At 37.7% G+C, this 23,449-nt stretch carries 20 protein-coding genes; all 20 read left to right on the top strand.

Annotation, left to right across the window (positions count from 1 at the left end):
* Positions 1 to 136 precede the first annotated feature (136 nt).
* Complete coding sequence (gene cax, locus CCK98_RS06350) at positions 137 to 1,177, top strand: calcium/proton exchanger (RefSeq protein WP_088090326.1); 1,041 nt, start codon at positions 137 to 139, stop codon at positions 1,175 to 1,177.
* Positions 1,178 to 1,561: 384 nt separating this feature from the next.
* Positions 1,562 to 2,179 (top strand): YitT family protein, encoded by a 618-nt coding sequence (locus CCK98_RS06355; protein ID WP_088085807.1) that lies wholly within the window; start codon positions 1,562 to 1,564, stop codon positions 2,177 to 2,179.
* Between the two features lie 88 nt (positions 2,180 to 2,267).
* Entirely contained in the window at positions 2,268 to 3,077 is an 810-nt protein-coding gene (locus CCK98_RS06360) for a YfkD famly protein (RefSeq protein ID WP_088085808.1), read from the top strand.
* Between the two features lie 288 nt (positions 3,078 to 3,365).
* Complete coding sequence (locus CCK98_RS06365) at positions 3,366 to 3,563, top strand: SE1561 family protein (protein WP_088085809.1); 198 nt, start codon at positions 3,366 to 3,368, stop codon at positions 3,561 to 3,563.
* Positions 3,564 to 3,751: 188 nt separating this feature from the next.
* Positions 3,752 to 5,293 (top strand): fumarate hydratase, encoded by a 1,542-nt coding sequence (locus tag CCK98_RS06370; protein WP_088085810.1) that lies wholly within the window; start codon positions 3,752 to 3,754, stop codon positions 5,291 to 5,293.
* Between the two features lie 462 nt (positions 5,294 to 5,755).
* Entirely contained in the window at positions 5,756 to 6,748 is a 993-nt protein-coding gene (locus CCK98_RS06375; protein WP_256942533.1) for a nuclease-related domain-containing protein, read from the top strand.
* A 26-nt stretch (positions 6,749 to 6,774) separates the two neighbouring features.
* A complete protein-coding gene (gene pdaA / locus CCK98_RS06380; protein ID WP_088085812.1) occupies positions 6,775 to 7,542 on the top strand; it encodes a delta-lactam-biosynthetic de-N-acetylase in 768 nt (255 codons plus the stop codon).
* Between the two features lie 87 nt (positions 7,543 to 7,629).
* Entirely contained in the window at positions 7,630 to 8,385 is a 756-nt protein-coding gene (locus CCK98_RS06385) for a class I SAM-dependent methyltransferase (protein ID WP_088085813.1), read from the top strand.
* A 152-nt stretch (positions 8,386 to 8,537) separates the two neighbouring features.
* The gene (rlmD, locus tag CCK98_RS06390; protein WP_088085814.1) at positions 8,538 to 9,926 is read left to right on the top strand and encodes a 23S rRNA (uracil(1939)-C(5))-methyltransferase RlmD; all 1,389 of its coding nucleotides are present in this window, start codon (positions 8,538 to 8,540) and stop codon (positions 9,924 to 9,926) included.
* A gap of 205 nt (positions 9,927 to 10,131) precedes the next feature.
* Positions 10,132 to 11,439: an efflux RND transporter periplasmic adaptor subunit gene (locus CCK98_RS06395; RefSeq protein ID WP_088085815.1), complete on the top strand. Its 1,308-nt coding sequence runs from the start codon at positions 10,132 to 10,134 to the stop codon at positions 11,437 to 11,439.
* Between the two features lie 517 nt (positions 11,440 to 11,956).
* A complete protein-coding gene (locus tag CCK98_RS06400; RefSeq protein WP_088085816.1) occupies positions 11,957 to 12,280 on the top strand; it encodes a helix-turn-helix transcriptional regulator in 324 nt (107 codons plus the stop codon).
* A 3-nt stretch (positions 12,281 to 12,283) separates the two neighbouring features.
* Positions 12,284 to 12,673 (top strand): SRPBCC domain-containing protein, encoded by a 390-nt coding sequence (locus CCK98_RS06405; RefSeq protein WP_088085817.1) that lies wholly within the window; start codon positions 12,284 to 12,286, stop codon positions 12,671 to 12,673.
* A 169-nt stretch (positions 12,674 to 12,842) separates the two neighbouring features.
* Complete coding sequence (locus tag CCK98_RS06410) at positions 12,843 to 16,013, top strand: ATP-binding cassette domain-containing protein (protein WP_088085818.1); 3,171 nt, start codon at positions 12,843 to 12,845, stop codon at positions 16,011 to 16,013.
* A gap of 880 nt (positions 16,014 to 16,893) precedes the next feature.
* Positions 16,894 to 18,075 (top strand): C40 family peptidase, encoded by a 1,182-nt coding sequence (locus CCK98_RS06420; RefSeq protein ID WP_088085820.1) that lies wholly within the window; start codon positions 16,894 to 16,896, stop codon positions 18,073 to 18,075.
* A gap of 167 nt (positions 18,076 to 18,242) precedes the next feature.
* Entirely contained in the window at positions 18,243 to 18,950 is a 708-nt protein-coding gene (locus CCK98_RS06425; protein ID WP_088085821.1) for a M48 family metallopeptidase, read from the top strand.
* A 34-nt stretch (positions 18,951 to 18,984) separates the two neighbouring features.
* The gene (locus CCK98_RS06430) at positions 18,985 to 19,482 is read left to right on the top strand and encodes a DUF1456 family protein (protein ID WP_088085822.1); all 498 of its coding nucleotides are present in this window, start codon (positions 18,985 to 18,987) and stop codon (positions 19,480 to 19,482) included.
* A gap of 76 nt (positions 19,483 to 19,558) precedes the next feature.
* Positions 19,559 to 21,028, top strand: a complete 1,470-nt coding sequence (locus CCK98_RS06435; protein WP_088085823.1) for a YdiU family protein — start codon at positions 19,559 to 19,561, stop codon at positions 21,026 to 21,028.
* Between the two features lie 51 nt (positions 21,029 to 21,079).
* Entirely contained in the window at positions 21,080 to 21,349 is a 270-nt protein-coding gene (locus CCK98_RS06440) for an iron-sulfur cluster biosynthesis family protein (RefSeq protein WP_088085824.1), read from the top strand.
* A gap of 383 nt (positions 21,350 to 21,732) precedes the next feature.
* On the top strand, positions 21,733 to 22,497 hold the full coding sequence (locus tag CCK98_RS06445; RefSeq protein ID WP_088085825.1) for an IclR family transcriptional regulator: 765 nt from the start codon (positions 21,733 to 21,735) through the stop codon (positions 22,495 to 22,497).
* Positions 22,498 to 22,561: 64 nt separating this feature from the next.
* Positions 22,562 to 23,449 (top strand): acetaldehyde dehydrogenase (acetylating), encoded by an 888-nt coding sequence (locus CCK98_RS06450; RefSeq protein WP_088085826.1) that lies wholly within the window; start codon positions 22,562 to 22,564, stop codon positions 23,447 to 23,449.

Genomic DNA, 23,449 nt, shown 5'->3' on the forward strand with positions numbered 1-23,449 from the left:
GAGAAAATCCGCCATTTGCAAGTGAACAAACTCCCTAGACTTTTATGATTAGTTTAGGTAAATTAGGGTACAAAAGGAAAAAATATATATATTAGAAATCCGAGAATATGGAGGGAATACGGTGAACAAGATTTTTATGCTTATGACACTTATTGGGGTGCCACTTTCAGTTATTGGCTCGCTTATGCACTGGTCAAATATCATCTTATTTATTATTTACTGTTTAACCATAGTTGCATTAGCCAGTTTTATGGGGAGGGCAACAGAAAGTCTTGCGATTGTGGCGGGGCCACGGATAGGCGGTTTGTTAAATGCCACGTTTGGAAATGCGGTTGAGCTTATTATTTCTATCTTTTCGTTGAAGGCAGGACTTGTTGGTATTGTTCTTGCCTCATTAACGGGTTCCGTGTTAGGCAATTTACTACTTGTGGCAGGACTATCTTTCTTTATTGGAGGATTAAAATTTAAGAGGCAGACATTTAATGTGTACGATGCACGTCACAATTCGGGACTACTTATGTTTGCTGTTATAATCGCCTTTGTTATTCCAGAGGTTTTTTCGATGAATATGAATGAGACAAAAACACTTTCCTTAAGTGTCGGCATATCGGTCATTCTGATTGTCCTTTATCTAGCAGCCTTATTTTTTAAGTTGGTTACCCATCGAGGCGTGTATCAGCCCAGTACTGAAAAAGTGGCTCATGAGGAAGAAGTACCAGAATGGGGTAAAGGAAAGGCCATCGCCGTTCTTTTCATCGCTACATTGGCGGTCGCATACATTTCCGAGCGTCTTGTTCATACCTTTGAATATGTAGGGGATACTCTTGGTTGGTCTGAATTATTTATCGGGGTAATTATCGTGGCAATTGTTGGTAATGCCGCAGAACACGCTTCTGCTATTGTCATGGCATTTAAGAACAAAATGGATATTGCGGTGGAAATCGCGATCGGTTCTACCCTACAAGTGGCGATGTTTGTTTTACCTGTCCTTGTTCTTATCTCTCTTTTGTTTAATACCACGATGCCGCTTCTGTTTAGCTGGCAGGAATTGATTGCGATGGTTTCATCGGTGCTCCTTATGGTTGTCATTTCCAACGATGGAGAATCCAATTGGTTTGAAGGGTTAACTTTACTGGCAGCCTATTTGATTATGGGAATTGGTTTTTACTTACTCTAAATTTACATTAAAGAGACTCTAAGCCTAATGGATTAGAGTCTCCTTTGAAATATATACTATTTTTAAATTCTTCCATGTACGGAGTTAATCATCTTGCCTGGACTATCATAATAAAATAACTTTTTTGTAGGGTTAAGTATCAATCGCTTTTCTTTGGGCCATCAATCACCAACCTTCATGTTTATTTAGATACATGAACACGAGTGTTGAATCTCATATAAGACGGGAATCCCAACCTCCTTAATATTAATTAGGTAAATGGATAGCAGATTGATTACAGCCCTCCTTACTTGATAGATTAAGTATATTATATAATGAAATTGTAATTTTGTAAATGTTCTGATTATTACATTTATGTTACTTTTCCCCTAAAAGGAGCCACAAATGAAATTATTAATTAGGTTTTTATTTTTTATTTTAGGTTTGGCTATGATGACTTTCGGAGTATGTATGACCATTGAAGTAGCCGATATAGGTGTAGGAGCATGGGACGCACTTAATGTAATCCTAACTGAAAAGGTTGGGTTATCAGTGGGAAAATGGGTGATGATTGATGGCGCGGTTTTAGTCATCGTTGTTTCTCTTTTATTAAAAAAAAGACCGGATCTGCTTTCATTACTAACTATTATTATTATTGGTTCCTTAGTCGATTTTTGGCTAGGCACTGTTTTTGAATTATTTGAAGTCAACGAACTTATGGGGAAAATCGGAATGTTATTGATGGGCATCTTGATTATTGGATTTGGTGCATCCATTTATATCCAAGCTAAATTCCCGCAAAGTCCAATCGATAATTTTATGTTGGCAATCAAGGAACGTTTCCGTGTTAATTTAATGGTAGCGAAAACGATTGGTGAAATTACAGCCTTAATTCCAGCATTTTTTCTAAATGGACCTATTTCATACGGGACCATTATTATCACTTTTACCGTAGGTCCTGCCATTCAATTATTTTTTCCATTTTTTGAGAAATTAATGGTCCGACTTCAGGCGAAATATTGAAATTACTTGCTTGGATGGATAAAATTTATCAACTCCGAAAAAACTACTAGCAGACTGATTAATGCTATTTGTGAAGGGAGTCTAACTCGTGAAGAAAAATATTTCTGTTCTTATGACACTGCTATTAATGTTAACTTTTATTCCGTCAGCCTACGCGCAAAAGGGCCCAGTGAAAAAAGTCTTGGTAAAATATCAAGTACCAGCTTCGGTTCGGAATATTACCAAGGAAAATACTTACCCGAATTCGACACAGAACTTGCCATTATTACAGCCGAGTGATTTGACAAAAAAATTAATCAACTCTTCAAAGGTCAAGATCGAAAATCCTGATTTAATCCGGATGCTGAATGAATCGAGTATTAATAGCACACCGTTTGCAATAGGTTATCGTGCCATTGTCTACTTAGGCCAGTGGCCGCTAAATTATGAATCAACGGAAACCTCCCCTAATTGGGAGTTCCAAAAAATTAACACCAATTATTTCGATAATCGTGGCGGCAAGGTGCCATATCAGATTAAGTATGTTCAGGAGTCCCAAAAAATTATCAGAGGCGGCCTAACGGCTAAAATCGCCAATGCCGAAGATGTGAAAAAAATGATGCTATTAAAAGCGATGGAAAAAACGAATCTTCCACTTTCGTTTGATACGATTATTGGAGCAGGAACAAAGAATGATCATATTTATAACATCCCTCCTAACCGCCTAGGCTACTTATACGCTTATGCACCAGGTGTGAATGAAAAAGGAAAAGTAACCTACGGTGAAGTCTACTTAATGCTAAAAGGAAGCAAAAAGTTTATTGTAATTAAAAATGTCACGTCCCAAGGAATTGGTGCATGGATCCCAGTACAGGATTATGTTTCCTTTGGATTTGCCGCATCTGAAAGACCAAGATGATTTGTAGAGACTCCTCTTTGCAGGAGTCTATTTATTTTTGGCTATGGTTAAGTTCATTGATGATTTAAAGCCTACGTTGATTGGAGCGGAAGGCGCGAAGACTTCTGCGGGAGGACGGGGCCGAGGAGGCTCCCCGGACCGCCGCGAACCGCACGCGCCTGGAGCGGAAATCAACAGCCAAGGAACACAGCCTTATTTTTAAAAAATAGGGCAAAATAATAATAATCGATTGTCAAAGTATAAATTTTTCGGTAGGATGAGAACGTTAACGAAAAGGAGTGAATCAGTTTGGGTAATCCAATTGAAGATAAAAATACACAAGTGAATTTTTTAAAACAACGTTTAAACATGTTCATTGACGTGCTCGATGCCATTGATCCTGAAGATACGGATCTTGAAGATATTGACCGCTTAATTTCAATGTTAGATGATATGGAATCAAAATGCAGAGAATTTAATAATCGCGAAGTGAGTGAGTCTGTTTAATCAACAGGCTCTTTTTTTTCTTGGAGGAGTTTTCTTATCCAATATTTACATGGTTTTTTCACGATTAACATGGCAACGGTTGCAAGCTAATCCTTTAATTCTAGAGGGTATAGGAGTATAATATAAACGTGCAAAAAGTCGAAAATTGAAAAAGATTATTGGAGAACATAGGGAGAGGGGTACTCGAATTGAATATTTCTAAATTTCAAGAAAGCATGTACAAGCTAGTCGTTGAAACATCAACAAAGCTTCCTAAGGATGTACGCCGGGCCGTTAAAAGAGCGAAGGAAATAGAAAACGCTGGAACAAGTGCGGCGATGAGCCTTGCGACGATTACAAACAATATCAAAATGGCTGACGATCAAGTGTCACCGATCTGCCAGGATACCGGTTTACCAACCTTTAAAATCAAAACGCCAGTTGGTGTAAACCAGTTAGAAATTAAAGAAGCGATTCGCAATGCCATTGTTTTAGCAACAAAAGAAGGAAAATTGCGCCCGAACTCGGTTGATTCACTCACAGGTGAAAATAGTGGTGATAATCTTGGTGCAGGGGTGCCGGTTATCAAATTTGACCAATGGGAAAAAGACTATATCGACGTACGTCTTATTTTAAAAGGCGGCGGTTGTGAAAATAAAAACATTCAATATAGCTTACCATGTGAAATAGATGGTCTAGGACGCGCTGGACGGGACCTTGATGGAATCCGTAAGTGTGTCATGCATTCCGTATATCAAGCACAAGGACAAGGCTGCAGTGCTGGCTTTATTGGCGTTGGGATTGGCGGCGACCGTTCCTCCGGATATGATTTAGCCAAAGAGCAGTTATTCCGCTCAGTGGAAGATGTGAATCCAAATGAAGAACTTCGCAAGTTAGAAGAGTATGTTATGGAAAATGCAAATAAATTAGGAATTGGCACCATGGGCTTTGGCGGCGAGGCAACTCTTTTAGGCTGTAAAGTCGGTGTGATGAATCGTATTCCAGCAAGCTTTTATGTGTCTGTTGCCTACAATTGCTGGGCATTCCGCCGTTTAGGTGTAAGTGTGAACTCGGAAACAGGCGAAATTAACGAATGGATGTACCAAGACGGGGAATTCATTGATTTTGCTGAGGGAGAAGCAGCGAAGGAAACAGCAGCTACATCTGAGGGTGTTATCACGCTTGAGGCGCCAATTTCCGAAGAACAGATCCGTGCCCTTAAAGTTGGAGATGTCGTTCAAATTAACGGCATGATGTACACAGGCCGTGATGCAATTCATAAGTATTTAAGTGATCACGAGGCACCAGTTGATTTAAATGGACAAGTTATTTATCATTGCGGTCCGGTAATGTTGAAGGATGACGCTGGTGAGTGGCATGTTAAAGCTGCGGGCCCGACAACAAGTATTCGGGAGGAGCCTTATCAAGGCGATATCATGAAGAAGTTCGGAATCCGCGCTGTCATCGGTAAAGGCGGGATGGGCCCGAAAACATTGGCGGCGTTGGAAGAGCACGGAGGTGTGTACCTGAATGCGATTGGCGGTGCGGCCCAGTATTATGCAGATTGTATTAAATCTGTGGAGGGTGTCGATTTAATGCAATTTGGTATTCCAGAAGCGATGTGGCATCTACGTGTAGAGGGCTTCACAGCCGTAGTAACCATGGACTCGCACGGAAACAGCTTGCACGCCGACGTAGATAAATCTTCCTTAGAAAAATTAGCCCAGTTTAAGGAACCGGTTTTTAAATAAGGATATAGTGTTGTGAGGATAGACGTGAGGTATTGCGTCTATCCTTTTTTTATGTCTGGAGAAGTAGATTGTAAAAAGGTATATGGGATAAAAATCCAGAAAATGTCGTAAGCTTCGTAAAAGATGTAGTAAGAGCCTGAAAATATGTAGAAAGTGCCAAAAAATATGTAATAAGTATCTGAAGTTTGAGGGGATTACCAAAAAATATCCAGGAAATGTCGTAAGTTTCGTAAAAGATGTAGTAAGAGCCTGAAAATATGTAGTAAGTGCCCAAAATTATGTAATAAAGATACGGATTTTTTGGCTGATTCCCAGTTATTATTCTAAATTTTATGGGGAATTTCCAAAGGAGCAAAAATAGACACAAAAATGTCATATCAACTACTGAAAAAGCGGAGGTGGATTAGGATTTCTATTGAAAATATACTATTAAATACAAAGGAGGAATAAATCTTGATTGAAATGGAACTCACCCCACCCACCTTTTTACTACAAGCTGAGGCTTTAGAAAGACGGATAGCAGATAATCATAGAAAGATGCAGGATGTAAAGGCCAAAATTAGAATTTTAAGATCCGGATACAATGGAGAAAAAACAATCAAATATTATCTGGACCAAATTCCGGAACACAAATATTATATTTTTTACGGTCTCCGCCTCCCCATAGGTAATACTCTCTTCCAAATTGACACGCTTCTACTTTCAAATAAATTAATATTAATCCTTGATGCTAAAAACCATTCTGGAACGTTACGCTTCGAAATAAATCAATTGATTCATGAATATGGAGACAATAGAGATGTTTATGAAAATCCAGTTGCTCAAGTAAATCGACATAAAATTTTATTAAGATATTTATTTGAAAAATTTAAAATACCTCCTATCCCCATCGAAAATCTTGTAACAGTTTGTAAACCCTCTACCGAAATCATAATCAATCCAGGCTATCAAGAAGCAGCGCAAAAAGTCATCAGAGCATATGATTTATTAAAAAAAGTAGATGAATTAGAGGAAAAGTATACTGAAAAAAAGTTAAATCAAAAGCATCTTAATCAAGTGATTAACCTTTTAAAAACACAACACACTCCACAAAAAATTGATATTCTTAATTTTTTTCAAATTACAGAAGACGAACTAATCACAGGAGTGCAATGCCCAAGATGTTTATACGTCCCCATGGATTATAGAAGGTCAAAATGGATATGCCCTGAATGTCTCTTATTTTCAAAAGAAGCATCCATTTATGGTATTAACGATTATTTCTTGCTGATAAATTCCTCATTTAGTAATCCTGAAATACGGAAATTTCTTCTCTTGCCATCTTCGAGATCGACCATATCATTTCTACCAAAACTAAACCTTCCCCAAACTGGTACAAAAAAAGGTCGAATCTACCACCAACCAACATTTCCTTTTTTCACCAATCATGTTTTTCCACCTAAAAGCAAACAATAATATAAACAAAAATAGGGGGAACATGGATGAAAAGATTATTGTGCATCCTTAGTATGCTGCTCGTTTTGATACCTCAGAGTACATATGCGGCAGTTTCCAATCAGCCGGTTCATTGGGGCTTTATAAAGGGTGTTAATGAACAGCCAGCAGAAGCAGGGGCTGAACTTGATCAGTTGATCGAAAAATACGGGGCTTTTTATAAAAGTAACCCTAATTCAAAGACGCTTTACCTTACCTTCGATAACGGATATGAACAAGGCTATACCCCTCAGATTCTTGATATTTTAAAAAAGGCAAAGGTCCCTGCAACATTCTTTGTAACTGGACATTACTTGCTCTCAGCAGGGGATATAGTTAAAAGGATGGTAAAAGAAGGGCATATTGTTGGTAACCATTCGTGGCATCATCCAGACCTCACAGCTGTAAGTGACGAAAGGATACGTGAAGAGCTGGAAAAGGTCCGCGTTAAAACGAAAGAATTAACGGGCCAAAAGGAAATGAAATATCTCCGCCCGCCAAAAGGAGTCTTTAGCGAGAGAACGATGCAAATTGCTAAAGAAGAGGGCTATACACATGTTTTCTGGTCCCTTGCCTTTGTCGATTGGAATGTGAACCAGCAAAAAGGCTGGCAATATTCCTACGACAATATCATGAGACAAATCCATCCCGGTTGTATACTGCTATTACACACTGTTTCAAAAGACAATGCCGATGCACTTGAAAAGGCGATTCAGGACTTAAAGAAAAAAGGCTACAAGTTCAAAAGCTTGGATAAGTTTCCGGAGAAAAAATAATCAAAGGTAAAGGCGAATTTATTCAAAAATTCGCCTTTTAATGATTCATTTTATAATATACAATATTATCCAGGAGGAGGGGGTATAGTGAAATCAACAGAAAAATTTACGGACAAGGCAGAAGTCTATGCAAAATATCGCCCAGGTTATCCGGATGAATATATACAATATTTACTCGAAGCAACTAAGTTAAATGAGAATTCGATCATAGCGGATATTGGATCTGGGACCGGTATATTCAGCAGGCAATTACTTGAAAGAAACGTAACTGTTATTGGTGTGGAACCAAACGATGATATGAGAGAGAAAGCAGAACAATTGTTAAAACAGAATACCCGGTTTATTTCGGTAAAAGGTGAGGCTGAACAAACCACTTTGCAGGATAAAAGTGTTGATTTAGTGACGGTGGCACAAGCATTTCATTGGTTCGAAAAAGACAAATTCAAATTGGAATGTAATCGGATATTGAAACTAGATGCAAAGGCTGCGCTTGTGTGGAATAGTCGAGATGCATCAAGTGATTTAAACAAGGAAAGTGAAGAGATTTGCCAAAAGTATTGTCCGAATTTTAAAGGTTTTAGCGGCGGGATGGACGAAACTCAGGAAGTTTATCATCAATTTTTTAAAGATGGAATTTATGATTTTAAAAGTTTTCGAAATGACTTGGAATTAGATTTTGAAGGATTTCTGGGAAGATATTTGTCCGCTTCCTATTCTCCGAAAAAGACGGATGTGGAGTATGACCTCTTTATAACCGCCCTATCAAACTTATTCGAAAAATATAGTAATAATGGGCAAATAAAATTACCAAATATCACACGAAGCTACTTGGGAAAGGTGTAAGCTATCAATAGTTATCAATGCCGAATCATGGAGATTCGGTTTTTCTATGTAAATCATGCTATAATACGGGGAAAATTAAAATGAAACTATCTGTAAAGAAGGTACAGTAACTTAGCTTCTTTGATTTTATATAATAATTTGGAGTGAAATAGATGAAAACTGATCAAAACATCAAAATAGAACTAAATCAAACCTTTCCGCTTACCATTAAAAGGCTCGGCATTAATGGGGAAGGTGTGGGCTATTTTAAAAGGCAGGTTGTCTTTGTACCGGGAGCTCTTCCAGGTGAAGAAGTTGTCGTAGAGGCAACGAAGATTAACCCTAAGTTTGCTGAGGCAAAAATCAAAAAAATCCGCATTAAATCCCCGCATCGTGTCCTGCCGCTTTGCCCAGTGTATGATCAATGTGGAGGATGTCAGCTACAGCACTTGAAATACGATCAACAGCTTAAGGAAAAACGTGATATTATCATTCAATCACTTGAGCGCCATACGAAAGTCGACATCAACAAGCTCGACATCCGTGAAACAATTGGGATGGAAGATCCGTGGGGATACAGAAACAAGAGCAGTTTTCAAGTCAAGGCAATCGACGGCAAGGTATTAGCCGGACTCTATGGCCTTAATTCCCATCAATTGATTAATATTGACGAATGTGCTGTGCAGCATGCGCAAACAAATGAAGCAACATCTGAAGTTAAGCGGATTTTAGAGGAATTAAAAATTCCCATTTATAATGAAAAATCTAGAAAAGGTATTATCCGGACCATTGTCACTCGTGTCGGCATCCAAACAGGGGAGCTTCAAATAGTTCTGATAACTACACAAAAAGAATTGCCGAAAGTGGATATTATTATTCAGGAAATCCAAAAACGTCTACCCCATGTGAAATCTATTGTCCAGAACATTAATGGGCAAAAAACTTCCCTTATTTTTGGAGAGGAAACACTCCCGTTAGCGGGTGAAGATTTCATCCAAGAGACATTGGGAGACTTACAATTCGAGCTTTCGGCAAGGACCTTCTTCCAGTTAAATCCTGTGCAAACTGTAAAGCTTTATAATGAAGTGAAAAAAGCAGCAGCACTGACTGGCGAAGAAAAAATAGTGGATGCCTATTGTGGAGTGGGAACCATTGGATTATGGCTCGCTGACGAGGCGGGAGAAGTCCGTGGGATGGACGTCATCACGGAATCGATTGAGGATGCGAAGAAAAACGCAAAGCGCCACGGATTTACCAATACTAAATACGTGCCTGGCAAGGCAGAAGAGGTCCTTCCTAAATGGGTCAAAAAGGGTTGGAAGCCAGATGTTATTGTAGTCGATCCACCTAGAACAGGCCTAGAGGGGCAGCTCATCCAAACCATCCTTCAGGCAGAACCAAAAAAGTTGATATACATCTCATGTAATCCTTCAACTTTGGCTAAGGACATTCAGAACTTAAGCGCGAAATATGAAGTAAAATATATCCAGCCAGTGGACATGTTCCCGCATACGGCACATGTTGAGTGCGTGTCGCAACTTATTTTAAAGAAAGGCAACTAACCCTTAGACCTACTTCTTTCAAGTAGAAAGTAATGAAAATGTTATTTATTAAGCAGCCTTAGCCCTGTATTCGGGCTAAGGTATGAATAACATATTTAATTTTCTAAAAATTACTCCTTGTAACTTTATTATTAAAAATGGACAATAGATATTAGTAGTTCGATTAAACACTTCGCTATATATCTATTAAGTAAGGGGTAGGGTTATGGAAACAGCAAAAAGAATTGGTATAGAAAATGAACAAGTACGTACCTCGCGGCAAAAGAAATGGATTTTACTTGGGATCCTTGTTCTTTTATTCATTTCTGTGATGTTAAGCATAGCTGTAATAGAAGTTAAAAAAAGTAAATCTAAGCCGTTAGTGTTAATAAATCAAACAGAAAAAAAATTTACTAAAACAAAAACAGTGTCAGGTCGTGTTGTACAAAGTCATGCTGAAACGATTTATGTAAATGCAACAAAAGGATCTATACAGGAGATCTTTGTAAAAGAAGGGGAAATAGTTACAAAGGGACAAAAGCTCTTTTCTTATGAAGGCTCAACAGTCGCGGCTGAGCTAGGACAAGCAGAAGTAAATAAAAAGCTAGCAGAAACAAGTGTTACTCAGATGAAAGAGCAAATCACTTCATTAGAGCAGGATATACGAGAAGCTGAGTCAACCACTACACCTGATACAACCAATACAACTGATACAACTGATACAACTGATACAACTGATACAACTGATACAACTGATACAACTGATACAACTGATACAGTTGATTCAGCTAACATAGCTACTAAAGCTATCACGATCCAGTCACTTCAAGCTGAACTAAATAAAGCAAAAGCTGAGCTCCGTACAGCAGAACTCAATGTAGAAAAAAATACGTTGCAGGCTGAAAAGCTAAAAGCTGAGCTCGAAACATTAACTGTCATCAGCAACACTGCAGGTGTAATATCAAACCTGAACCAAAATGTAGGTCAAGGTTTTCGAGCAAAAGAAAATCAGCAACTAGCAATCATGCAAATCGCTTCTAATGATCCGTTTCAAATTGAAGGAAAGCTCACAGAAGCAGAAAAGGCAAAAATTTCATCAGGCCAATCTATTACAGTAACTTCTAAAGTAGTAGCAAATAAGAAATGGAAAGGGAAAATTGCGGAGGTTAGTAATTATCCTACATATAAAACAACTGCAAAAAAGGATAAAGATACACAACAAGAAACTAGTCCATACTATTCCTTTAAAGCAAGTATAGATTCACAAAAGGGCCTATATCCTGGCTACAATACCACGCTTGATGTAATAGTACAGTCAAAGCAGTTGTTAGCAGTTCCTGAAACGAGCATCATGGGCTTTGGAAAATCGACCTATGTATATGTACATAAAAAAGGAAAGATTCAGAAACAAAAGGTAGAAACTGGTCAAAGTGAAGGCAAATGGGTTGCCATACTTAAGGGGTTAAAGGAAGAAGACAAATTAGTAGAAAATCCATCCTGGATTGTTCGCATTGGTACATTACTTTTTGATTAGTATTTCACGGGTATATTATGGTAGTGATTGGATTCAATAAGAATAAAATTTTGCTGTAGACACAAATGTTATTTTCCATATGAGACAATAAGAAAAGCAAGTATAATGGACGTGCCAGTGTAATATTAGCTGGCTTGTTTTTTTATTTAGTATTATTTATCAAAGTAACTCACCAACACCCATGTGTTGCCACATACACTCTGGATGTTGAATGTATCTCGCAACTCATTTTTCAAAGAGGCAACTAACCCAATTTGGGTGTTGCCTTTTTACATTTCTTGAAGCGGATTATCAAAGCTGTAATGAATATCGACAGTGTCATAGTTATTACAAGTGATCTTTTCAACCAGAGAATGAAGGACTTGAGGCGTTAATTCCTTAAAGAGGGCACCTATATACTTGATGATAGGAGAATAGAATTAATGCGATTATGTCAAAAATAAAAATTGACTGGACACTGTTTGGTGTCCTATAATAAAGACACCAATTGGTGTCCAATTTAAAAGGAGGGGGGATTTTGAGCGAGAAAAATCAAGAGCGTGATGTTTATGCAGCCATCGCTGACCCAACAAGACGTAAATTGTTAGGTTTGTTGGCGGAGGCAGAAGAGTTACCTCTTCACGAATTAACTGCTCAATTTCAAATGGGGCGTACTGCTGTATCTAAACATTTGGCTATCCTTAAAGAAGCTGGTCTAGTTGCCGACCGTAAAGTGGGTAGAGAAACAAGGTATCGACTAAATGCAGCCCCCTTAAGGGAAATTAAAGATTGGGTATCCTTTTACGAGAAATTTTGGAATGAAAGAGTGTTACTTTTAAAAAATTTATTAGCGGAGGAATAAAAAATGGCAGATGTATCATTAGATTTTCAGTTTACAAGTTCAATCAATAAGGTGTGGAACGCATTAACCGATTCGGATACTCTTGCAAAATGGATAATGGAAAATGATTTTAAACCAATCGTAGGACATAAATGTCAATTCCGAAATCCGCAGTGGAATTTAATTGTAGATTGTGAAGTATTAGTAGTGGACGAGCCTAATAAGTTATCTTACACATGGGTAGGTGGTCCGATAAACACTACTGTCACATGGACATTGAAGGAAGAGGATGGCACAACCTACTTACATCTTGAACAAGCAGGATTCGAAAAAGAAGATCAAGCGTTCAATGGTGCGAAATATGGTTGGGCGAAAATGGGCGAAGATCTTAAAAAAGTGTTAGGGGAAATGTAAGACCAAACCTCTGAAGTGAGTTTTTTAGTTTTAAGCTAACGAATAGGAAAAAGCAAACGGCTCAGTATAGGACTGAGCTGTTTGTTTTTTCAAAAAATAACACAACATATTCATTTGAAGTTGTGCTAACATGGCAATACTAGATTTAGAGAATAGAGAGGAGAACGCTATGAAAATAAATCAATTAATTGCGAACAATATTAACAAATTAAATGCAGCAGTTCCAGCAGATCAATCGTTAGGAATTGCTGGTTTGTCGGGATCTGGAAAAACAACTTTTTGTCAAACCATTGGTGAAGAATCCAAGAAACGTCTCGTTTCCTTATTGTCAAAGGCTGAATATCAGTATTTATTTCCTAACATAATGGAAACCAATTTTAGTGCTATCAAGATGGAAGAAATGCCACTTGTACTTTTTCTAGGAAGATCATCCATTTCTTCCAATCCACGTTCAACAATTGGCACACATACTGGCGTGTTTACAGAGATTCGTGTGAGTCTTGCTGAAAAATATAATCTTTCTCCGGAAGTGTTTTCCTTTAATAATGCATTAGGCTGGTGTCCAGAGTGTAAGGGTCGTGGAACTACTAAAAATGTCGAATGTAAAAAGTGTAAGGGAAAGCGCTATAATCAAGAAGTTGAACAATATAAAATTGAATTATTTGATCAACCACATAGTATTTCCGATATCAACAATTTAAGCATTGAATCGATTCTATCACTAGCAGAAGTTTTACATATTGGTGAAGCGAAACAGCATATTCTTAAAAATATTATCAATATGAATATTGGTTACTTAACATTAAATCGGATCATGGGTACATTGTCAGGAGGGGAAATAACACGTCTTTACTTGGCAGAATTCATGGCAGCCAGTGAAAATACCGTGATTATTATTGATGAAATCTCCGTTGGTCTTGATCACCAAACACTATTGAAGATTTTAGAACAGATTAAACAATTAGGCTATAAGAACCAAATTTGGTTCATTGATCATTCTGACACAGTCCTAGATACAACGGATGAGCAATTGTTCTTTGGACCCGGCAGTGGGAAATATGGCGGAAAAATTGTGGAAGAATCACCGCGTCCACAACCCATCCATTGGGAACAAAATCAAGAAATGCCAACGGATTACTATCAATTTCGTGAACTGCATTGCCGTAATATTCAAATGGCTGAAATTCAGGTACCCAAAAATAGGCTTGTAACCTTTACGGGTGAATCTGGATGTGGCAAGTCTACACTAGTCAATGAATGTATCGCCAAAGATTTTCAGAAGCGTTATCCAAAAGATAAACTAGTAATGGTAGGGCAAGATCGAAACCAATCGATTACTAGTCGGTCAACCGTTGCGACTTTTCTTGATATCAAAAAGAAACTTACAAAATATAGTGAAGATATTGATGATATTTTTGAGCGTTCGATTGAAGATATTATTGATGAACTTCCAAATCAAGATATTGCACATAAACGTTTGAGTTTACTGATCAAACTTGGACTAGGTTATTTGACATTAGAAAGAAAAACACAAACCTTATCGACTGGTGAATTTCAATGTGTTCATTTAGTTTCTGAACTGTTTGCGAATTCTAGAAACCCTCATACACTTTTCATTTTTGACGAACCTTCAAAAGGTTTATCACAAAATATTCTAAATCAATTCATTGATAGCGTCAGGGTCATTCTGCAAGATGAATCTGTCTCAGTTATGATGATTGAACATAATGCCTATATGTTAGAAAGCTCTGATTTTATCGCTGATTTTGGTAAAAGAAAGATTGAACCTGTCACTCATCTTGAAGTTGTCAGTCATAACGAATATTACGAGCTTAAAAATAAGGAAGATGTTGTGCTTCCATCGCAAATTTCTTCGACACTCAAAGCGCAAAATGGCATTAAATATTTAAAAGAAAATCATATCGACTATTTTAAGAATGCAGAAAATGTCTATAAGGGTGGAATCTTAAAAAGTTTATCATCAATGGCCCGTTTAATTTACGGCGAATACGAATCTGACACCATTGCGCCTGTCATTGCTATAGATCTTGAAAGACATTTGTATAGCCAATATAGTTTTCTCTATGAAATGGGTGGCGTGATCAACCATATTATCGCGTCGCATCCGACCATTAAAGATACGAGAAGCTTCGATTTCTATTCACAGGACAATCATTGTCCATCATGCTCAGGACGCCTTAAGATTGAAATATTTGATAAAGATCTTGTCATTCAGGACAAAACCGTTCCATTCTGGGATGGCCTATTTTATCCTGAAGTGATGGAAGTATTAAAATATTATCAATATCCAAAATTAGAGTTTCTATTTGAGGAAATTAAGAATGAGCTCGGGTTCGATCTGACGAAAAGCTACAATGAGATGTCAGAAGAAGAAAAGCATATTTTTTGGTACGGATATTTTGAAAAGACATTCTATGATAAAGCAGGCAAGACACAGAGGACCTGGGTAGGCTTTAATACCATCGTTGGTGGGTATATGGTCATTTCGAAATCGGTGATTAAAGAGAAAATGAAAGCATCTAAAGAAAAGATTACCTGTCCGATTTGTAATGGAACTGTACTTAATCATCATAAACAGCTTACATTTGGTGACACAGATATTCGTGAGATGATCAATCAGCCACTTGATCAAGTGTTACAAATAGTTGGAGAGTTACCTGTACTCGTAAAGCTAAAATCTATTGTTGGCGGCGATATGACTTTGACAGAAGATGTCTCCCTGCTGCCTAGGGAAACACAAGTCGCATTGAAAATGTTTGAATTGGAACTCGCAAGCTTTGTTGGGTATGAAATGGTATTACAAAATGTCTTACCATTCTGGGACAGCATTAAAAACAATATTGAATCCATCAGCATCAATAATGAGATTACCATCTGTGATTTTGCCAATATCAATGAGACGAGAGAAACCATCATTAATAAGTATTTCACTAATGGAAAATACAAAAAACTAACATATGTTTATGAAACATTTGGTTACAAAAAAATTGTCACTCAAATTAATAAGATTATAAAAAGTCATCCATGTCCATTCTGTAAAGGAAAGAAAGTCATTACAGAAGAGAATCTCCATGATGGCGTGTTTAAATTAACGATACCATGTGTGAGTTGTCGTGCAAGTGGCATCAATGATGAAGGTCGCAAGGAAATGGTCGAAGGCATAACAGTAGAAACATGGTTAACTGGCAAAGTAAGTGATGTTGTTGATGAAAGTTTATGTACTGAGGATGTTGCCGATATTCCAATTTTCAATCGTATTCGTGAGTTAAATAAACGAGATATGATGGCGGTTTATCAATGCCTCGAGCAAAATAATTAGATTAGAATGATTTAAACAAACCATATTTTAAATCAAAGCTAGATGTCAGCTATTGAAACTCATTTGCAATAATAAATTGCAAATGAGTTTTTATACTATTCTGAAGTGGAGCTAAAGGGTACGGAATTTAGTCAAAACGGTGTGTTCACATAATTGTAGAAAACATAAGTAGAGAAAAAATTATCATGAAATATAATGTGATATAATTTAGCGAAAAGGAGGTTGAAAAATGTCAAAATGATAATAAAGATAATAAAAGTTTTTGAAATTTGGATTTCGTCTAAATAAATCTCCAATCTTCTTCCCCTTTATTTTTCATCATTTTAAACCCACTCTCATGCCTTCTTATAATAACTTCCAGTTAAAATGCTGAAACGAATAAATTCATTTAATAACTTGAATAAATGGGAATGTTGCCGGTTAAATCGAAGTTATTAAAAAAATAGGAGTGGTTTTATGCATGCAGTGCTGACTTAAGGTCTTGACCAAAGTTGACAAAATTTATTTCTCAACTTGTTTAGAAACAGATGATTTATTAAAAAATCCTCTGATAGGAAAAGCCTATACTGAGGAATTTGGAAAATACAAAGGAATTTTTAGAATTGTTATTAAGAAGCTGCAAATTTGGAATGGGATAATATCCTGTTTCTTTTTTTTGCTCTATTTTTAACAATACATGTTTAAGTTTATGATTTAGAATACCGTGGTGGGTATCTGTCTAAAAGTTGGGAGCAGGTGTCGAATCTTTATCAGATTATTCTACATAAAATTACAATTATATTACATTATCGACTGTTTCATTGTTATTAGTCCGTTAGGAAGATAAACTATTAATATATAAAAATCGAATTAACAATAGGTAACAAGAGGAGATTTTAAAATGATAAAAAAATTATTTAAATATACAGTATCGGCTGCCATCCTCGCCACTATGATTCAAGCAACACCAACTTTTGCAAGTCCAGTAGATTCACCAGTTACACAAGAAGAAATCAATTCTACACAAGTACAAATCAATGACTTTGAAACAAAGATCCAGCAATTAGACAACCGGATCTCCTTATCCATGGAGAAAAGTCAAAAACTAAACGATCAGATTAAAACACAACAAGGAAAAATTGAAAAAACAGAGGCTGAAATTGAAAACGCTAAAAAGTCCTTAGATGCTCATAAAAAGGTCTATTCTGATCGTCTAAAAAGCATTCAGTTAGAGGGCAAACAATCAATCGCTACTTACGCAGAGCTTTTACTTTCGTCTGATAACATTTCAGAGTTTTTAACTCGTTTTACTGCTATATCGCATATCATGGAAACTGACACAGACTTACTGAACGGTTTAAATGATAAAGAACAAGCGTTAGAAAATGCAGAGGAAAAATTACATAATGAGTTTGACCAATTAAAAAACAGCCAGGTTGAATTAGCTTCTGAACAAAAAAAGATTGAAGAAGATAAAAAAGAAGTTGAAAAAGGAATAGCTGAGGCGAAAAACACATTACAAAACCAACAGGCTCAACTGGCACAACAAAAGGCTGAACAAGCCCGTCAGCTTGCTGCACAACAACAAGCCCAACAACGCGCTCAACAAGTCCAACAACAGTCTGAACAGCCTGCTCAACAAGCCCAGCAACAAACTCAACAGCAGGCACCAGTAAGCAGCAGACCTTCTAAGTCTGCACCACCGTCAGTTGCAGCCATTTCAACTAACTCTGGATCGGCAAGTGCGATGATTGCTTACGCTAAACAATTTTTGGGCGTTCCTTACGTTTGGGGCGGGTCAACGCCAAGCGGATTTGATTGTTCGGGATTCACTTCCTATGTGTTTCGTTCAGTTGGCATTAATCTGCCAAGAGTTTCACGAGACCAGCAAAATGTTGGAACAAGAATTTCTCCGAGTCAAGTACAGCCAGGAGATTTAGTATTCAGGGGTTCTCCTGCCTATCATGTCGGCATTTATATTGGAGGCGGGCAATATATACATGCTCCGCAAACGGGCGATGTTGTGAAAATTGCTTCGTATAATCCGTCTAAATTTTCTAGTGCTGCTAGAGTATTGCGTTAGAAGTAACAATTTTTTGAAATGTAACCTTAAATAGTGAGACCCTTGCAAAAAAAGTTAATTGCTTTTTCAAATAAACATAGGCAAAATCATGTTAGAGTAGGTTATTTATACTTACTCTAATTTTTTTTGCTGTTATTTTACCCATTGTCATAAATGAAGGTGATTAAATGATACATAAATATTTAGGTCAGACCCTTAGTTTTGAGATAAATTATAAAAATCGTACTTCCATGGGCATTTATATAGATGTTTATGGAAATGTTGAAATCCAGGCTCCTAAAGGGACCTCCGATGAACTTATCCTGCAATTATTAGAGGAAAAATGGGATTGGATCCAGCAAAAATCAACAGAAATGAAGGATAGAAGGCTTGGCCAAAAGGTAAAGGTCTATGATCATGGTGAAACCTTTCTTTATTTAGGAAACGATTATCCTATCCAGGTCTCTCAAGATATAAATATCAAGCAAGACTATGTAGTGTTAGAAGGGGATAAGTTATATATATATGTGAAACAGCTTGAGGATGAGAAAATAAAACAAGCCTTAAAACGGTTTTATTATCAGCAGTGTAAAACCTTAGTAGAGAGGAGTATTCGTTCCTATCAAAGCAACTTCAAAATAAAACCAAGGTCTATCCGTATTTCTGATAATAACAGGAACTGGGGAACCTGTGATTCCAGGGAGCAATTAACCTTCAATTGGAAGCTCGCGATGGCACCATTGAAGGTAATTGATTATGTAGTTGTTCATGAAATGTGCCATATGGTTCATCTGAATCATGATCGATCTTTTTGGCGCCTTGTAGGTAAAATAATCCCCGAGTATGAGCAAATGGAGAACTGGCTAGCTTTATCAAGTTGGAAAATGACAGTCTAAAAGTGGAACATCAATTTTAAAGGGAGACTTACTGATGGATAATAATGATATATTAATTCGAATGAGATATGCACTAGAAATAAAAAATAAAGAAATGGCAGAAATATTTAAACTTGGCGGAGTGGAAGTAACAGTCCCTGAGGTAATAAAGATTCTAACAAAAACTGATGATGAGGCTGAATATGACGATCAAATAAAATGTAATAACAGTATGTTAGATTCATTTTTAAATGGACTTATTATTTTTAAAAGAGGGAAACAAGAGACCAAACCAGGACAGTCGGAAACACCGGAACCGTCAATAAAGAAAAGCGCAAACGTTAATAATCTCCTGTTGAAGAAAGTAAAAATAGCGCTGGCCTTAACTACTGAGGATATGCTGGAAATATTTGAAAATGCAGGAATAACTGTAACAAAAGGAGAACTCGGCGCTTTATTAAGAAAAGAAGGACATAAGAATTATAAAGAGTGCGGTGATAAGTACGCTAGGAATTTCTTAAAAGGTTTAGCTTTTAAATATAGGGTAATTTAATCACACAGTCTTTTAGAATTCCTATAATTTTTGTGTAAAGTAAGTTTAATAAGACAAAAAAAGAAAAGGGGATACGATGGCTAAAGAAATTAATGAACTATGCTGGAACTTAGATAACAGTTATGCCCGACTGCCAGACTCATTTTTTACCAGGACAGACCCAACGCCTGTCCGTTCACCCAAGTTGATTATTCTTAATAACCGGCTGGCAACCTCCCTTGGCTTGAATATACAGGAGCTCGAGAGCGTAAATGGCGTAGCAGTATTTGCTGGCAACCGGATACCTGATGGGGCCATGCCGCTTGCCCAAGCATATGCAGGGCATCAATTTGGGCATTTCACGAAATTAGGGGATGGACGGGCCATCTTGCTTGGTGAACAAATCACCCCGAAAGGCGAACGGTTTGATATTCAACTTAAGGGTCCAGGTAGAACACCGTACTCCCGCGGAGGCGATGGTCGAGCGGGGCTTGGACCGATGCTGCGTGAATACATCATCAGCGAAGCGATGGATGCGCTTGGGATACCAACCACCCGAAGTTTAGCCGTTGTGACAACCGGGGAGGCAGTATTCCGCGAAACCGCCCTGCCAGGAGCAATTCTGACTCGTGTGGCAGCCAGCCATCTGCGCGTTGGTACCTTTCAATACGTAGCAAAATGGGGCACAGTTGAGGAGCTCCAGGTACTAGCAGACTATACACTAAAACGCCATTATCCACACGTTGACACTGATGAGAGACGATATCTATCGCTGCTACAGGAAGTAATCAAACGTCAGGCAGCGCTAGTAGCGAAATGGCAGTTGGTTGGCTTTATCCACGGGGTCATGAACACCGACAACATGACCATTAGCGGAGAAACGATTGATTATGGTCCGTGTGCTTTTATGGATACCTATGATCCTGCAACAGTATTTAGTTCTATTGATAGGCAAGGACGTTATGCTTATGGCAATCAGCCGTATATTGCCGGTTGGAATCTCGCTCGATTGGCTGAAACTCTTTTGCCGCTCTTACATGACAATCAAGAACAGGCTGTCCAACTGGCTCAGGATGAGATTTCACATTTTATGGAGTTGTTCCAGGTTAATTGGCTGGCTGGAATGAGAGCTAAACTCGGCATATTTAACGAGGAAGAACAGGACGCATCTCTTGTTGATAATCTTTTAACTATGATGCAAAAGTATAAGGTGGACTATACCAATACCTTCCGAGCATTAACTTTTGATAAGCCGGAGGATACAGTCTTAGTGGAGACTTCAGAATTTAAGCAGTGGTATGAGCAATGGCAAGCGCGTCTAAACAGACAGCAGGAATCAAAAGACTCCTCACACCAGTTGATGCGTAATAGCAATCCTGCGGTAATCCCTCGTAACCACCGGGTGGAGGCCGCACTAGACGCTGCCGTGAATCAAGAAGACTACAGCGTAATGGAGCGGTTGCTTGATGTACTTTCAAGCCCATATGCGCACTCCCCAGAACAGGCGGAATACTGCACGCTTCCTGAGCAATCAACCCAGCCTTACCAAACCTTTTGTGGTACATGATAATCATTAATTAAATCTCTTTTTAGGAAATTAAGGTGTGAGGATGATCGCGTGTTTCTATTAACTGAAAATGCCAAAACAGAACTACAAAATAGGTTGGAACTAGCAGATTCAAAACAATTTATCCGGCTGCAAATGCGTAAAAGTTGTTTTATGAAAGTGAAATTGACCTTGGAAGAAACGATTCAGCCAAATGATGCAGAAATTACTAAGGATGAATTGCATTTCATTATTGACAATGGTGAGTGCCATTATTTCAATAATAAAACGTTAGATTTTATCCCAGATACAACAGGTTTTAAGCAATTTGAGATTATTTAAAAAGGAGTCTGATTTCTATGAAATCAGGCTCCTTTTTTTTATTGGATAGGAAATAATAAAATAATTTATTGTGGATAACTTGAAATAGTTCTCTGAATCCAGCTCCAGCGCCCTAGCGGCTAGTGTCCTTCGCTCTCCGCCCTACGATAAGTCAACATCGAATCGCCTTCGGCTCTTCGTGTTTCCTTTATCTCAGTTGGAGCGCTCCAGGCCATACGCCGCTGAACAGGGCGCTTGCGCCTTTTGTTTTATTTTCAATGTAAATTAAAAAAACAGTAAAATTATTTAAAATATTGACAGAATAATGAACGAGAGTTACTATTAGATTGTCCTTAAAGAAATGCGAACGTCATTCGATAATGTCGAATGAGAGGAGGATGGTTGTGTCAGAACGTTTAATTCAGTCTGTTGAAAGAGCCGCTGATATCCTAGAATTATTTTTGGTTACTAAACCAGAACTAAGTATCAAAGAGATTAGTGAGAATTTAAATTTATCAAAAAGTACTGTCCACGGTATTATCAAGACTTTGGAACATAGAGGGTTTCTTCAACAAAATCCTGAGGATTTGAAATATAAGCCAGGGATCAAGCTTTTTGAACTTGGCAATTTTGTCGGAAAACATCTCGATATTGGGAAAATTGCAAGGCCCATTATTATAGATTTAGTGGATGAACTAAATGAAACTGTTCACTTAGTTTCGTTACAGCGAGATGAAATTATTTACATTGAAAAAGTAGAAGGTCAAAGTGCCCTTACTATTTATTCGCATATTGGAAAAAGGGCTCCTTTTCATAGTACGGGTGTGGGAAAGGCAATACTTGCCAACCTTAATGAAAATGATGTTAACAGAATATTATCATCTATCAATTTGGAATCATTTACTAAGCACACGATGACAAATATTGAGGAAATTAAAGAACATTTGCATTCCATCCGTGAGCAAGGCTATGCGGTCGATGATGAAGAAATTGAGTTAGGGCTTAAATGTATAGCTGCGCCAATATTTAATCATCAGGGAAATGTAATCGCTTCAATAAGTTGTGCTGCACCTAAAATGAGGCTGGATGAAAATCGGCTACCTAAGGTGATAGCAGGAATTAAAAGTGCTGCAGCAGAGATTTCAAGTTGTTTAGGCTATAAAGTTTAATACATCTTATAGAAAAACTAGAGAGAAAAAATAAAACACATTAACTTTTAGGAGGAGAATTATTTTGTCAAAAGTAAAAGTTGCCGTTCTTGGCTCAGGGAACATTGGTACAGATTTAATGATCAAACTGGGACGCTCTGAATATTTAGAGCTAACAGCTGTGATTGGGATTGACCCGCAATCAGACGGATTACGCCGTGCTAGAGAATTAGGTTATGCTGGGGTTGATACAGGAATTGATGGTTTTCTTGCAGACAAAACACTAGAAGCAGACATCGTTTTTGATGCAACTTCAGCCAAAGCTCATCTTTATAATGCAAAAGTGTTAAAAGAAGCAGGAATAAAAGTAATTGACATGACTCCTGCGGCTGTAGGCCCATATGTATGTGCTGCTGTAAATATTGATGAACATTTAGATAAAGATAATATCAATTTAATTACCTGTGGTGGTCAAGCAACCATTCCAATGGTTCATGCAGTTCACCGAGTAGCTCCAGTAGAATATGCAGAAATCGTTGCAACGATTGCGAGCTTAAGTGCTGGCCCAGGAACACGTGCAAATATCGATGAATTTACAGAGACAACTTCACGTGCAATTGCTGAGGTTGGTGGTGCTAAAAAAGGAAAAGCGATAATGATTCTAAACCCTGCTGAACCGCCAATTATGATGCGTGATACCGTTTATACCCTTGTTGAAGATGGAAAAATGGATGAACAAGCGATTAGGAAATCGATTGAGGAAATGACAAAGGTTGTTCAATCCTATGTTCCAGGCTATCGACTCCGCACAGAACCAATTTTTGAAGGAAATAAAGTAACCATCTTCCTTGAAGTAGAGGGGGCTGGTGATTACCTTCCTAAATACGCAGGAAACTTAGATATCATGACATCTGCCGGTGTTAAAATTGCCGAAGCGTTTGCTAAAAAATTATTAACGAAAGAAACAGTTTGA

The organism is Bacillus sp. OV166 (genome assembly GCF_900177675.1).
Classification (GTDB): Bacteria; Bacillota; Bacilli; order Bacillales; family Cytobacillaceae; genus Neobacillus.

What these genes read in the sequence shown, in the direction of transcription:
- cax (WP_088090326.1), top strand. Translation starts at nt 137, where the DNA reads ATGCTTATGACACTTATTGGGGTGCCACTTTCAGTTATTGGCTCGCTT.
- CCK98_RS06355 (WP_088085807.1), top strand. Translation starts at nt 1,562, where the DNA reads ATGAAATTATTAATTAGGTTTTTATTTTTTATTTTAGGTTTGGCTATG.
- CCK98_RS06375 (WP_256942533.1), top strand. Translation starts at nt 5,756, where the DNA reads ATGGAACTCACCCCACCCACCTTTTTACTACAAGCTGAGGCTTTAGAA.
- pdaA (WP_088085812.1), top strand. Translation starts at nt 6,775, where the DNA reads ATGAAAAGATTATTGTGCATCCTTAGTATGCTGCTCGTTTTGATACCT.
- rlmD (WP_088085814.1), top strand. Translation starts at nt 8,538, where the DNA reads ATGAAAACTGATCAAAACATCAAAATAGAACTAAATCAAACCTTTCCG.
- CCK98_RS06395 (WP_088085815.1), top strand. Translation starts at nt 10,132, where the DNA reads ATGGAAACAGCAAAAAGAATTGGTATAGAAAATGAACAAGTACGTACC.
- CCK98_RS06405 (WP_088085817.1), top strand. Translation starts at nt 12,284, where the DNA reads ATGGCAGATGTATCATTAGATTTTCAGTTTACAAGTTCAATCAATAAG.
- CCK98_RS06410 (WP_088085818.1), top strand. Translation starts at nt 12,843, where the DNA reads ATGAAAATAAATCAATTAATTGCGAACAATATTAACAAATTAAATGCA.
- CCK98_RS06420 (WP_088085820.1), top strand. Translation starts at nt 16,894, where the DNA reads ATGATAAAAAAATTATTTAAATATACAGTATCGGCTGCCATCCTCGCC.
- CCK98_RS06425 (WP_088085821.1), top strand. Translation starts at nt 18,243, where the DNA reads ATGATACATAAATATTTAGGTCAGACCCTTAGTTTTGAGATAAATTAT.
- CCK98_RS06430 (WP_088085822.1), top strand. Translation starts at nt 18,985, where the DNA reads ATGGATAATAATGATATATTAATTCGAATGAGATATGCACTAGAAATA.
- CCK98_RS06435 (WP_088085823.1), top strand. Translation starts at nt 19,559, where the DNA reads ATGGCTAAAGAAATTAATGAACTATGCTGGAACTTAGATAACAGTTAT.